The sequence below is a fragment of the Microcystis sp. Msp_OC_L_20101000_S702 genome, from assembly GCF_007095705.1.
Taxonomy (GTDB): Bacteria; Cyanobacteriota; Cyanobacteriia; order Cyanobacteriales; family Microcystaceae; genus Microcystis; species Microcystis ichthyoblabe_A.
Window position 1 is genome coordinate 1 of sequence record NZ_SFBO01000202.1, and the last position, 13,656, is coordinate 13,656.

Annotated in this window: 11 protein-coding genes and 3 pseudogenes; 10 read left to right on the forward strand and 4 right to left on the reverse strand. The window is 43.3% G+C overall.

The genetic code is table 11. The features are described 5' to 3' along the window. Positions 1-32 precede the first annotated feature (32 nt). The 3 genes and pseudogenes from EWV60_RS20730 (at position 33) to EWV60_RS20740 (ending at position 2,644) form a co-directional block, all read left to right on the forward strand. Positions 33-1,028 (forward strand): annotated as a pseudogene (locus tag EWV60_RS20730) (IS30 family transposase). A gap of 18 nt (positions 1,029-1,046) precedes the next feature. Beyond that, complete coding sequence (locus tag EWV60_RS20735) at positions 1,047-1,361, forward strand: Nif11-like leader peptide family natural product precursor (RefSeq protein WP_287234412.1); 315 nt, start codon at positions 1,047-1,049, stop codon at positions 1,359-1,361. Between the two features lie 116 nt (positions 1,362-1,477). Beyond that, positions 1,478-2,644, forward strand: coding sequence for a cysteine desulfurase family protein (locus EWV60_RS20740; RefSeq protein ID WP_287234414.1), 1,167 nt, complete (start codon positions 1,478-1,480; stop codon positions 2,642-2,644). Between the two features lies 1 nt (position 2,645). Here EWV60_RS20740 and EWV60_RS20745 read toward each other — a convergent pair whose 3' ends face one another. Next, a complete protein-coding gene (locus tag EWV60_RS20745) occupies positions 2,646-2,843 on the reverse strand; it encodes a hypothetical protein (RefSeq protein ID WP_012264871.1) in 198 nt (65 codons plus the stop codon). A 548-nt stretch (positions 2,844-3,391) separates the two neighbouring features. Here EWV60_RS20745 and EWV60_RS20750 point away from each other — a divergent pair. After that, on the forward strand, positions 3,392-4,336 hold the full coding sequence (locus tag EWV60_RS20750; RefSeq protein ID WP_002735285.1) for a TIGR04168 family protein: 945 nt from the start codon (positions 3,392-3,394) through the stop codon (positions 4,334-4,336). On the opposite strand, the pseudogene EWV60_RS20755 reads toward EWV60_RS20750, so the two are convergent. Further along, positions 4,323-5,326, reverse strand: a pseudogene (locus EWV60_RS20755) (IS630 family transposase); the annotation flags it as partial. The gene EWV60_RS20750 and the pseudogene EWV60_RS20755 overlap by 14 nt on opposite strands. 976 nt (positions 5,327-6,302) lie before the next feature. Between EWV60_RS20755 and pstS the strand changes: the two are divergent. From pstS to EWV60_RS20785, 6 genes are all read left to right on the forward strand, one after another. Then, positions 6,303-7,316 carry a phosphate ABC transporter substrate-binding protein PstS gene (gene pstS, locus EWV60_RS20760; RefSeq protein ID WP_287234419.1) on the forward strand — a complete coding sequence of 338 codons (1,014 nt, stop codon included), beginning with the start codon at positions 6,303-6,305 and terminating at the stop codon, positions 7,314-7,316. Positions 7,317-7,490: 174 nt separating this feature from the next. Beyond that, the gene (pstC, locus tag EWV60_RS20765; RefSeq protein WP_287234421.1) at positions 7,491-8,465 is read left to right on the forward strand and encodes a phosphate ABC transporter permease subunit PstC; all 975 of its coding nucleotides are present in this window, start codon (positions 7,491-7,493) and stop codon (positions 8,463-8,465) included. Between the two features lie 4 nt (positions 8,466-8,469). Beyond that, the gene (gene pstA / locus EWV60_RS20770) at positions 8,470-9,354 is read left to right on the forward strand and encodes a phosphate ABC transporter permease PstA (protein WP_002778972.1); all 885 of its coding nucleotides are present in this window, start codon (positions 8,470-8,472) and stop codon (positions 9,352-9,354) included. A gap of 8 nt (positions 9,355-9,362) precedes the next feature. Further along, positions 9,363-10,175 carry a phosphate ABC transporter ATP-binding protein PstB gene (gene pstB, locus EWV60_RS20775; RefSeq protein ID WP_002794329.1) on the forward strand — a complete coding sequence of 271 codons (813 nt, stop codon included), beginning with the start codon at positions 9,363-9,365 and terminating at the stop codon, positions 10,173-10,175. A 250-nt stretch (positions 10,176-10,425) separates the two neighbouring features. Continuing rightward, positions 10,426-11,190, forward strand: coding sequence for a type I methionyl aminopeptidase (map, locus tag EWV60_RS20780; RefSeq protein ID WP_002794330.1), 765 nt, complete (start codon positions 10,426-10,428; stop codon positions 11,188-11,190). A 129-nt stretch (positions 11,191-11,319) separates the two neighbouring features. Next, positions 11,320-12,501: an aldo/keto reductase gene (locus EWV60_RS20785; protein WP_287234425.1), complete on the forward strand. Its 1,182-nt coding sequence runs from the start codon at positions 11,320-11,322 to the stop codon at positions 12,499-12,501. On the opposite strand, the gene cobO is transcribed toward EWV60_RS20785, so the two are convergent. Together cobO and EWV60_RS20795 are read right to left on the reverse strand one after the other, a co-directional pair. Further along, positions 12,498-13,103, reverse strand: a complete 606-nt coding sequence (gene cobO, locus EWV60_RS20790) for a cob(I)yrinic acid a,c-diamide adenosyltransferase (RefSeq protein WP_002737079.1) — start codon at positions 13,101-13,103, stop codon at positions 12,498-12,500. The two genes, EWV60_RS20785 and cobO, sit on opposite strands and share 4 nt — an antisense overlap. Before the next feature lie 74 nt (positions 13,104-13,177). After that, positions 13,178-13,543: pseudogene (locus tag EWV60_RS20795) on the reverse strand (Uma2 family endonuclease); the annotation flags it as partial. Positions 13,544-13,656 lie beyond the last annotated feature (113 nt).

Here is a 13,656-nt window from a genome sequence, read left to right on the forward strand (position 1 = left end):
AGACCCAAAAACGAAGCCCTCAACATCTTAACATAGAACAAAGAAACTTGCTCTACCAACTTAGTCAGGAGGGGAATTTATCTCAACGGCAAATGGCCGTCTGGCTCGGATGTCATCAAAGCACGACCAGAGCGAGAATTAAGAAGGAATCAAAGTTCTCTCGGCTGCTATCTACCTGACACAGCACAAGCTGAAAGCGAGACGCGCACCAAAAATGCCAAACAACCCTTTAAAAATGTCAGCGAGTCAGCCTTAGAGTTGGTCAAAGAAGGATTAAAAGATTATCATAGTCCCGAACAAATAGCAGGTCGTCTGAAAAAAGCTGGTCAAGAATCGCTCAGTCATGAAACCATCTATCAAATGATCTATCAAAACTACCCTTGACTGTGGAAAGTATCAAGAATACCTACGCGGCTGGACGAGGAAAAAGAAAGAGTCGAAATGGAGCAAAAAGTAAGCGTGGAGGGATTCCAGAGCGTGTAGATATCAGCGAGCGACCAGCAATTGCTGACCAGAAAACCGAAATCGGTCATTGGGAAAGTGACACAATGATTGGAGGCAATCATCTAGGATTTCTCGTTACATATATGGACAAAGCCTCGAAATTTTTAGTAGCAGGATTAGCCAAAAACAAAACCGCATCGGAAATCAATAGAGTCACAGAAAAAATTTTCCAAGAGATTCACCCTGACAAAAGAAAAACCTTTACTTGTGACAAGGTTAAAGAATTTTGTGGACATCAAGAGTTGAGTGAGAAACTAGGAGCAGATTTTTATTTTGCTACTCCTTATCATTCGTGGGAGAGGGGATTAAACGAGCATACCAATGGACTGTTAAGACAATTTTTCCCCAAGGAAACGAATTTTAAAATCGTTAAGCCAGAGGAGGTGGAAAGAGCCGTAAACTTAATTAACAATCGTCCTCGAAAATGTCTTGACTATCAGACACCCAATGAGGTATTCTATCAAGCTAGATCAGATAGTGATGCAATTCAGACTTGCATCGGCCGTTCTTGGTCTCAATCTTAATACATCACAGGAGAACTTATGTCTATCCAAGCCGTCAGACAGTTTAATGAAATTGCTAAGAGTGATCTAGAAATTCAAGATAGTCTAGAACTAACAACAGATGTCCAAAGTTTAATGGATCTTACTGTCATACTGGCTTCTGAGAGAGGCTTCAGCTTTACCTCTGAAGATCTGGCAGAATACTATTCCGAAGAAAGTAGAAGACTTCCTGATATATCTCTCAGAAATGTGATGCTTTTAACTAAAAAAAAATCTGCGTTCGAAAGCGACCCCGAAGTTTGTGATCGATTGCCTTACTTAGCTCGTCAAATCTGCCGAAAACTCAATTCTTAAAGAAAGCGGGTTTCTTAGAAAACGGGTTTCTTTAAGAAACCCGTTTTCTAATCTCTTAAACGGCTAAACTGAGAATAGCTGCCTGTCTTGACTCTCATTTCTCAGATTGTAAAATAATGCAAATTTATCTTGACTATAGTGCCACTACCCCCACTCATCCCCAAGTGATCGAGCGGGTTGCCACTATTCTCCAGCATCATTGGGGCAATCCCTCCAGTTTACACACTTGGGGACAGGATACGGCAACAGTCATCGAAATGGCTAGAGAACAGGTAGCAGGGTTAATTAATGCCAATCCAGACCAGATTATCTTCACTTCTGGCGGCACGGAAGCCGATAATTTAGCGATTATCGGGGTTGCTCAACAGTATAACCGCCCCCGTCATATAATTATTTCTAGTGTGGAACATTCGGCGATCGCTGAACCCTGTAAACAATTAGAGCAGCAAGGTTGGCAAATTACTCGTCTTCCCGTCAATCGTCAAGGTAGGGTTAATCCTTTAGACCTAAAAGCCGCAATTCAAAGCGATACGGTCTTAATTTCCATTATTTACGGACAAAGTGAGGTGGGAACCCTACAACCGATTGAAGAATTGGGCAGCATTGCCAGAGAAAGGGGAGTTCTTTTTCACACCGATGCGGTGCAGGTGGCGGCAAGATGCGCGATTGATGTGCGGAAACTGCCCGTAGATTTATTATCTCTTTCCAGCCATAAAATTTATGGAATGCAAGGATCGGGAGCTTTATACATCAGAGCCGGTGTCGATATTTTACCATTACTGCGCGGCGGTGGCCAGGAAAAAGGTCTGCGATCGGGAACCCCAGCCGTACCGGTGATCGCAGCTTTCGGTTTAGCGGCTGAATTAGCCCAAAAAGACTTAATTAGCGAAAAAATGCGTTTAATCGCCCTGCGAGATCGATTATTTGACCTCTTAGCCGATTATCCTTATCTGCTGCCCACGGGGGACCGATTCTATCGTTTACCCCACCACGTCAGCTTTATTGTCCGTCCCGACGATGACAGTCAGATCACGGGAAAACAGCTAGTTCGTCAGCTTAATTTAGCAGGAATCGGCATTAGTTCTGGGTCCGCCTGTCATAGTGGCAAACTTTCCCCTAGTCCAATTTTAAAAGCTATGGGCTACAGCGATCGAGAAGCATTAGCGGGAATTCGTTTAACCCTGGGAAGGGACACCAGCGCAGCCGATATTGATTGGACGGCTCTAGTATTAAAACAAGTGATCGATCGCTGTTTATCTGCCTTAATTGTAAGCAAGAGTTAGTTTATCCCTCAAATTGCCCTTCGATCAAGATAATTTCGCCAAAATCGGGAATCCATGCCACCCAACGGCCCTGATCCTGTTCACAGAGTAGTAGCGCTTCATCAAAGCTGTATGGAGAGGGAAGCATTCTGAGTTGTACCCATGTGTTTGCTTGGGGGCAAGTAACAACGGCAGTAGTGCGGTATTGTAGTAAAGACATACACAGATCACCCTGATAATTCTGTATCTAAATTTACAAACAAACCGATGACTGTGGGTAACTTTGTTTTAAATCTTTACATCTTTACCTGAGTTCTTGCATCATTAATTTTTGAGAGGGCAAAAATGAGAAAAATAAGCATAAAGTTGCATAAAATCACTAAATAGAGCATTTAATTGATTAATGCTCATTCTTAATTCTCCTGACGACTGACTACTGGCTCCTTACTCCTCACCTAAAGGAAGATTTTTGATTTTTGCAAGAGGTCTATTTAGGGCTTGCTGAATAAATCTAAAAACCTTGTTGGATAAGGCTTTTAGACTTTTTTGACCTCAAAAAGTGCCGACCATTGGAGGGATCGGGGGTAAAATTCAGGTACTTTTTCCCTGAAAATTAGGTAACTGACTACCTCAAAATCGGTAAAACCCTACACCCCACACCCCACACCCCACACCCTGCCCCCACCAACAAACTTTTTCAGCAGACCCTATTTATTCGGCCAATCCTAGTTATGATCATTACTGGTACATGATAGTTGATAACTGGTAATGGTAAGTTCTTTCCCTCGCACCTATAAAATCGCCGTCATCGGTGACATTCACGACCAATGGGAAATAGAAGATAATTTAGCTCTAGAAGCTTTACAAGTGGATTTAGCCCTATTTGTCGGCGATTTTGGCAATGAATCCCTAGAAGTTGTCGGTCGGATTGCCAGTTTGTCCTTACCAAAAGCCGTTATTCTCGGTAATCATGACGCTTGGTATAGTGCCACCCCCTGGGGACGAAAACAATGTCCCTACGATCGCAACAAGGAAGATCGTGTCACCGCTCAGTTAGAATTATTAGGGGTTGCTCATGTGGGTTACTCAAAACTAGACCTACCCAGTTTAGAGCTTTCGATTGTTGGGGGTCGTCCCTTTACTTGGGGGGGTTCCGAGTGGAAAAATGGGGAATTTTTTCAAGAACGCTATAATATCAGCAGTTTTGCCGAATCTACTGCCAAAATTATCGCTAATATTCAAGATACTGCCTATAATAACCTGATTTTTTTAGGTCACAATGGTCCAGCTGGCCTGGGAAAGGAAGCGGAAGCTATCTGTGGTCGGGATTGGCAACCCTTGGGAGGGGACCACGGGGATCCGGATTTAGCAGCGGCCATCGCACAAGCACAGCTATTAGGAAAACAGGTTCCTCTCGTCAGTTTCGGTCATATGCACCACCGTCTCCGTCATACTACTTCCCGTTTACGCAATCCCGTGGTCACTTCCGAGATGGGAACTGTTTATCTGAATGCTGCCAGTGTCCCTCGCATTCTCCACTCCGATAAGGGTAAATCTCGCAATTTTTCCCTAGTCACTCTTGAAGAAGGTCTAGTCACAGAAGCATCTTTAATCTGGTTGAACGATAATTTCGAGATTATCAGTAATAGAAAACTTTATCACTCCGGGGCATCAATTGATCGGCTAAGCTTTTACGCATTTAAGTTACATTGACAGCATTACCCTTATTTTTAAGTTTTCTACTCCATTTAATAATCAATCCCCCTTCATTTAAAAGCTGATTGACTGCTTTTTCCAGTTCTTCTTTATTTTCAAATTCTCGATTAGCTATGTATTCTTTAGCGGAATGCCACACTAATTCTATTAGGTTGTAATCTGGACTATAAGCTGGTAAAAACTCTATTTTTCCACCTGCTCAATAACATCTTTCTTTTTGTGATAACTAGCATTGTCTAATATGATGATAATTTTCGGTCCCTTTTCTCGAAAATCTTCGGGCAGATTTCCCAAGTTTATCCATTCTTGACGAATCTCTTCATGAAGTTTCTTTAATTGTTCATGGAAAGTTTCTGAATTTCCTTTTTTGATCATAAAACAGACTCGTTTTTTGTCATTATATCTTAAGGCTCCCATCACATTCACCCTTCCTCTTTTTCTTTGTCCATTCACTTTTTTTCGCTTTCCTTTTTTTGTCCAAGCTCTCCTTCTTATTACTCTCAAACTAAATCCACACTCATGAGGGGCTGTGTGGCGAACCTGCGTCGCCACCTTGAAAGCCCCGTCTCAAAACCATACCTGGATTGACTCTGGCTTTTCTTTAGCCAACCTTAAATATTCATCTAATTTTTCTTTAAATGCTTTTCTTAATTTCTTGTCTTGCTTATCTTCTAGACTATATTTCGCCCAGATATACACATACTTTTTTCTTCTCAATATTCTTCTCACTTGCGAGCCACTCAGTTTAATTCCTGTTTCCTTTTCTAGATGCTCTGCTAATCTTGCCGCTGTCCATCTCCCGAATTCATATCCAAATTCCTTCGGGTCTTCATCAACTATTTTCAATAGTAAATTAATATATTCCTCTGTGGCTTTTTTATGATTTCCATTTTTTCTCCCATCTTCTAGACTTTCTAAATTGTTAGGATCGCCGTGAACACACCAATGGGCGACCGTTTTGAGTGAACAGCCAATAAAATCAGCTAAGTACCCAAGCAAAATTAATTACACATTTCGATGAAGCTTTTGCCTCTTGCCTATCTTCACTGGGAAATTTATGGCTCTTCGTTACTTGTTATGGTTCGATAGGGGGGCATAAATTGACTAAATCTTTCTCTGGCAAGAGACTTAATTGATGAGTTCGCTCTAGATAAAAAACAATTGACAAAAATCGCCAGTCTATTGCATAACACAAACCGAAGAACCCAATTAATTAGCCTAAAAAAATGGTAATCAATTGCTTCTTTTTCCTAACGTCTAATTGATAATGATTTTAAGTCTTGGAACGTCAACACACTGTCCTTTGTACTTCGAGGCGAGCGCTCTGTTCAAACCCTCATTCTGTAAAGCTTCTGGGGTTGGTGATCGCACTTTTTGTGAGAAATACGGGGACTGTATCTCAGAATACATTTTACCTACCAAATCCAAAAGAGCCCTCTCTGACAGGTGTAGGTATTTTACAACTAAATTGATTTTCGGCTTCTTCACATAAGGAAAAGAAACCCAAAGATCAAACCATCGCCGAAAGATTTAATAACTATCGCTTCGCCGATTATAAAGAAACAGTAATTGACTTACTGCAAAGAGTCTGTACTGTCAGCGTCGAAACCATGAAAATAATAGAAGCGATGAAACATTAAAAAGGTAGCTATTTATATAGCGTTTCCTGTTCGCAAGGGGTACATTATTGATGTTGAAAAGTTCAATCAGCAAAGGTTTAAATGTGCCAAATTGGTGTGAGAATCCTTATAGCTTACAATGGATTTTTGTCTTGATCGGTATAACTAAATTGTTGCCAAAAGGTTTGACTTTTTTAAAGTAAATTTAACTTAAACTTTACCAAATCTTAACCAAAAAAAATCTAAAGTATTTCTAGATTTAAAAGTAATATTTGTGCATTAAACTATATCTTGAAGAAAGTTTAACTTTCCCAATTGTGCAGGATTCTTCAACCGGAAAACTTATGATATTCTCAACTGCTACCCTAACTCGTGTGTGTGCTGTCTCCTTCGCCACGGCAGCGGCCTTAGCAGGGACGATGGGAGAAACCCTCGCCCAAACCCTGAACGGTGCAGGAGCCTCCTTTCCCGCACCCCTATACCAGCGTTATTTTGCCGACTATAAAAACGCCACTGGTGTCACCGTTAACTATAATTCTGTCGGTAGCGGTGCTGGTGTCCGGCAATTTATCGCCGGAACCGTAGATTTTGGGGCTTCCGATGCCGCTCCTTCTTCCTCGGAAAAAAGCCAGATGAAAAACGGTTTACTGCTAGTTCCCACCGCCGGAGGAGCCGTCGCCGTGGTTTATAATTTGCCGGGGGTAAATAACCTGCAAATTTCCCGGGCTAACCTGGGTAAAATCTTCAGTGGCGAGATCACCAACTGGAAACAAGTAGATCCGAAACTGCCCGACCGACCGATTAAAGTAGTGGTTAGGGCTGATGGTAGCGGTACTACCGAGATTTTTACCTCTCACCTGAGTGCTATTAGTCCTTCTTTCAAAAGTAAAGTGGGAACCAGCAAAGAACCTAACTGGGGTTTTACGGTTCTCAAGGGACCGAAAAATGATGGTGTGGCAGCCCTGGTTAAACAAACAGAAGGCTCGATCGGTTACGTTCAAGATACCTTTGCCCGCAAAAATGAAGGGGCAACCATGAGAACTGCTAAAGTTCAAAATAAAGCCGGTCAATTTGTCGAACCCAGTCTCACCCAAGCTAACAAAGCTATGGAAGGGATCAAATTTAACGCCGATTTTACCGCTAATATGGACGATCCGGGCAGTGGTTATCCGATCGTCGGGATTACTTGGTTATTAGTACCGAAAGACTACGCTGATAACAAAAAAGCGGCGGAAATTAAAAGACTGTTGACTTGGATTCTCACCACCGGTCAAGGTATTAACAATCAATTGGAATTTACCCGGATTCCTCAATCGGTGACTCAAAAAGTTTTAGCCGAAGTTAACAAAATTAAATAAATACCTTTGTATTAGTTTGGGCTTGATTGTCACCGCTTTCCAGTAAGATGGAAAAAGTTACCGGTTAAGTCCATAACTAATAACGGCAAGTATTTCTTTTCTCTGGGCTGAACAATGTTCAGCCCATACAGTTGTATTTGAAATAACTGATAACTGGTAATCGCGATCTATCTTATGGCCAATTTTTCTAAACCCGTTGAGTCTTTTGATCTTTCAGCGGCCAATCTTAACGAAAACCCCGGCACTGCCGGTTTATTTGATCGCATTTTTACAGTCTTAGTCTGGATTTGTGCCGCCTCCGGTTTAATTTTTCTGCTCTGGATGGCCTGGATTGTTTTTCAGGATGCGCGGCCGGCGATCAATGAATTCGGTCTGGGATTTCTCTGGGGAACCACTTGGGATGTGAACGTCCTCAAATTTGGTGGTTTACCCTTTATTTTCGGTTCCGTTGTTTCCTCGATTCTGGCTCTTTTATTAGCCATTCCCCTCAGTGTTGCCGTTGCTTTAACCACGAGCGAGAATTATTTGCCGGCCAGTATCCGTTATCCCATAGGTTTTTTGGTGGAATTAATTGCCTCGATTCCCAGTGTAATTATCGGTTTATGGGGGATTTTCGTGCTAATTCCCGTGCTTAAACCCCTGCAAGAATGGTTATCTCAAAATCTTGCTTGGTTCCCTTTATTTAGTACCCAACCTTTGGGACCGAGTATGTTGATTGCCGGTGTGATCCTGGCGATCATGATCGTGCCGACCATTTCCGCTATCAGTCGCGATGTTTTGCTTACCGTCCCCCCGGAATTACGCAGCGCCTCCATGGCCCTAGGTGCCACTCGTTGGGAAACCATCTGGCGCGTGCTGTTGCCGGCGGCCAGTTCTGGCATTATCGGGGCGATTATCCTCGGTTTAGGGCGTGCTTTAGGGGAAACCATGGCGGTGGCTATGGTAATCGGTAACTCCTCGATTATTAGTCCCTCCCTCTTGGCCCCCGGTTATACTATTCCTGCTGTACTAGCTAATACTTTCCCAGAAGCTTTTGAAAAAGTCCACATCGGAGCTTTGATGTATCTAGCTTTGATTCTATTTGTTATTACCTTAGCCGTCAATAGTGTAGCGGCTTTGTTAGTACAGTTTATCAACCGCAATCGTTAATTTTATGACTCAAGGAGCCTTTCCCGAAGAAGATTTACAGCAACCCCTGTCACCGTGGCGGCATTTTTTTACCAACGGTCTCACGGGTTTAGCGATCGCTCTTAGTGCCGTCGCTATTCTGCCTTTATTCGCTATCCTCTTTCAAATTGTCAAAGAAGGTTTACCCGGATTTAATTGGCAAGTTTTCACCTCTTTACCTGCCCCAGTTGGCTCCGATCCTAGTGTTCCCAACGGTTTTGCTAATGCGATCGTCGGGACTTTAACCATGGTCGGTTTAGCGGCCTTAGGCAGCATACCTCTGGGGATTCTCACCGGGGTTTTCCTCTCGGAATTCGCTCGGGGTTCCAAAATTGGCGGTATTCTGCGCTTTGCGATCGTGGTGTTGAGTAGTACCCCTTCCGTTATCGTCGGGGTGTTTTCCTTCGGGGTTTTGGTGTTAACTACCAAACAATTTTCCGCCGTAGCGGGGGCCTTTGCTTTGGGGGTGATTATGTTGCCCATCGTCGCTTTAACCACGGAAGAGGCACTAAAACTAATACCCATGTCCTACCGTCTCGGTTCCTCCGCTTTGGGGGGTTCCCGTTTCGATACGGTATTTCGCATTGTCCTGCCAGCAGCGATCGCACCGATTATGACCGGGATATTATTAGCGGTGGCCCGGGCTGCCGGAGAAACTGCCCCTTTAATGTTTACGGCTTTATTTAGTCAATTTTGGCAAGAAAGTCTTTGGTCGCCCACACCGGCTTTAACGGTGTTGATTTATAACTATGCTAGTTCCCCCTTTCCTGAACAAAATTCCCTAGCTTGGACAGCTTCTTTAGTGCTGATTATCTTAGTTTTAATTACTAGCCTTCTTTCCCGTTTTGTTACTCGTAAACGCTCAAATTAAGCATTTTTATGATGATCGATTCCTCTACCATGAACACCCCTACTTCTCTAGCTAATTCGGCGATCGAAGTCGAAAATCTTAGCTTTTTCTACGGTAGTAAAAAAGCCCTGGAAGGGGTTTCTTTAGAAATCCCGCAAAGGCAAGTAACCGCCATGATCGGCCCCTCTGGTTGTGGTAAATCCACTCTCTTAAAAGCCCTCAATCGCATCGGGGAATTAGAAGGAGAGGTGACAGTTAAGGGCAAAGTTAGGTTTTTTGGCCAAGATATCTACGCCCCCAAAGTTAACCTTCATACCTTACGGCGACAGGTGGGTATGGTGTTTCAGCGTCCTAACCCTTTTCCCGCTAGTATTTACGATAATATTGCCTACGGTATTAGAATTTATCGTTCCGCTAGTCGCAGTGAATTAGATGGGATTGTGGAATCAGCTTTAAAAGGAGCTGCTCTTTGGAATGAAGTTAAAGATCTGTTGAATAAATCCGCTTTAGGATTATCGGGAGGACAACAACAAAGATTGTGTATTGCTCGCGCCTTGGCAGTAAAACCAAAAGTATTATTAATGGATGAACCTTGTTCCGCTTTAGACCCCCTTTCTACCCTCAAAGTCGAGGAATTAATCCATGAATTGAAGCAACAATACACGATCGTGATTGTCACCCATAATATGCAACAGGCCTCTAGGGTATCCGATCGCACGGCCTTTTTTAATACCGATGAAAGCCGCGTCGGCCATTTGGTGGAATTTGACACCACCCAGAAAATTTTCACCGATGCAGTTAATCAACAAACTCGCGATTATGTAGCCGGTAGATTCGGTTAATTTCTCTTATCAGTGATCAGTTATCAGTGATCAGTTATCAGTAGTCAGTTATCAGTAGTCAGGAGACAGGAGATTATTTTTATTTATTCTCCCCACACCCCACACCCTACACCCCACACCCTACACCCCACACCCTACACCCCACACCCTACACCCCACACCCTACACCCCACTCCCGAAACCATAACGCTGCCCGATTTTGCTAGGATAAGAAATGTAACAAGAATATTTCTCAACAGTCGGATAATTCATGGGCAACGATACCATCACCTTACTCTCCTCCCGGGAAATTGAAAAAATGCGTCGAGCTGGACGATTAGCGGCTAAACTGTTAGACCATCTGGCAGAAATGGTTAAACCGGGGGTAAGTACCCTAGAAATCAATGACGAGGCAGAACGTTGGACTCGCGCCCATGGAGCCAAAAGTGCGCCACTAGGATACCATGGCTTTCCTAAGTCTATCTGTACTAGCATTAACGAGGTTATCTGTCACGGCATCCCCAGCGCCGCTCAAATCCTTAAAGACGGCGATATTATTAACATCGATGTCACCCCGATTTTAGAGGGTTATCACGGCGATACCTCCCAGACTTTCTTTGTCGGTACTCCCTCCCCCCTAGCGAAAAAGTTAGTAGAAGTGACTAGAGAATGTCTGCAAAGAGGCATAGATGCAGTGCAGCCGGGGGGTAAAATCGGCGATATCGGCGCGGCTATCCAAGAATACGCCGAAGGACAAGGATTTTCAGTGGTTAGAAATTTTGTCGGTCATGGTATCAGTAATGTTTTTCACACCGGTCCGCAGGTTCCCCACTACGGCATTCGCGGCAAAGGCAAAACAATTCGCCCCGGCATGGTATTCACCATTGAACCAATGATTAATGAGGGTACTTGGCAACATATTCTCTTAAAAGACGGTTGGACTGCTATTACTAAAGATGGTAAACTTTCGGCCCAATTTGAACACACCATTGCCGTCACTGAAACCGGTGTCGAAATTCTCACTTTACCCGATTAAATTTAGGGAACAGGGAATGGGAGAATGGGGAAATAGGGAAGTTTCAACTAATACCCCATCACCCCCCGCAACGCGCACGAAGTGGTCACCCATCTCCCCACTGATAACTGATAACTGATAACTGAATATATGCAGTATCGTCGTTTCGGTCGCACTAATCTACAAATGCCGGTGTTTTCCTGTGGGGGAATGCGCTATCAATTTCAGTGGCAGGATGTGCCGATGTCGCAAATTCCCGACGAGAATCAAGGCAATTTAGAGGCAATCATAAATAAATCTCTAGAAGTGGGGATTAATCACATCGAAACCGCTAGGGGTTACGGCACTTCCGAGATGCAATTAGGCAAAATTTTGCCGCAACTACCGAGGGATAAGATTATCGTGCAGACGAAAGTTTCTCCTGGTCAAGATGTGCGGGAATTTCGCCGTAAATTTGAGCAATCCCTGCAATTTTTACGATTAGATTATGTGGATTTGTTGGGTATCCATGGCATCAACACGGCTGAAATTCTCGATGATACTATGGCCGAGGGCGGTTGTTGGCAAGAGGCGAAAAAATTACAGCAACAGGGAAAAGTTCGTTTTATCGGTTTCTCCACCCATTCACCAACTGATGTAATTGTCAAGATTATTGCAACAAATTGTTACGATTACCTCAATCTGCACTGGTACTATATTTTTCAGAATAACTGGCTGGCCATAGAAGCGGCAAAACAGCACGATATGGGCGTTTTTATCATTAGTCCCTCCGATAAGGGCGGCCATCTCTACAATCCTCCCCCTAAGCTCGTCGCTCTCTGTTCTCCTCTCAGTCCGATGGTTTTTAATGACCTATTCTGTCTCAGTCATCCGGCTGTTCATACCCTGAGTATTGGTGCAGCGCGAGCCAAGGATTTTGATGAACACCTGAAAACTTTACCCTTACTTGATCGGGCCGAGGAGATTTTACCAGCAATTATCGAGAGATTGCAAGGAGAGATGATCAACTGTTTAGGCGATAATTGGGTGAAAACTTGGTCTTTAGGTTTACCTAGCTGGGAAAATACCCCCAATCACATCAATATTCCTTCTATCCTCTGGTTACGCAATCTCGCTATCGCCTACGATATGATTGACTTTGCTAGGGCCAGATACAATCTCTTGGGGAATGGGGGTCATTGGTTCCCGGGTCAACAGGCAAAAGAGGTGGAAAAACTCGATTTAACTGCCTGTTTAGCCGCTAGTCCTCACGCTGATCAAATTCCCCATCTTCTCGCTGAAACTCATCGATTATTGTCGGGAGAGACAGTACAACGCTTAAGCAGTAGTTAAAATTCGATGCCGGGTTGCGCTTTCACTCCCTGTTGACGAAAGGGATGTTTAATTAACTTCATTTCCGTGACTAAATCCGCTATCTCGATTAATTCGGGTAAAGCTCCTCTACCAGTGAGAATAACGTGGCAATTAGCGGGTTTTCGGGCTAAACCAGCGATAACTTCCTGAATATCCAGATAACCGAATTTAAGGGCGATATTGATCTCATCGAGTAAAATTAATTGATATTGGGGATTTTCGAGAAAAGTTAGGGCTTTTTGCCATGCTTCTTGGGCTTTCTCTATATCTCTTTCTCTATCTTGGGTTTCCCAGGTGAAACCTTCCCCCATTGCATAAAACTCGATTTGTTCCCCCCAAACACTAAAAATCTTTTGTTCGGCAGGTTCCCAAGCACCTTTGATAAATTGTACCACCGCCACTTTGTAACCATGCCCGAGGGAACGTAAAACCATACCGAGGGCTGCCGTGGTTTTTCCCTTACCATCGCCAGTATTAACGATAATTAAACCTTTTTCAGCAATTTTTTCGGCTAAACGTTCTTCTTGGATTGCCTTGCGGCGCTGCATTTTTTCTTTGTATTGTTCGGGAGTGAGTTGCATTCGGGTCTATCCAGTCAAATCAAGATAATTGTAACTCAAGGGGTTATCGATCGCTGTTTGCAGATTTTAACCGGCTAAATTGTTTGGGGATTGATGCCTAATTCTCGTAATTTTGCCGCTAATTTTTCCTTAGCTTGTCGTTCTTGTTCTTTTTCTAAAAGAGCCTGTTCTTTTTCTAGGAGAGCCTGTTCTTTTGCCTGTCTTTCCTGTTCCTTTTCTAAAAGAATCTGTTCCCTTTCTAAAAGAATCTGTTCCTTTTCTAAAAGAATCTGTTCCTTTGCTTGTCTTTGCTGTAATTCAGCTTCTTGGGGAGTGGGAACCAATTGACCATCAACGGTAAAATAACGCAGTTTCTGGTCAAATATGCCTAAATATAATCCTAACTCTTCACTCCATAGATAACCCTGCTCATTAGCAGAAATAGCTTGATATTGTGGCTCTTCGGGAATTGTTATGCAAATAATTAACTTAAAATAAAATTCGATGAGAGCAACTACGCTCAAAAGTAGCTGAAATTCATACAGGAAAGGACTTAAGGCACAAATAGGTTAAT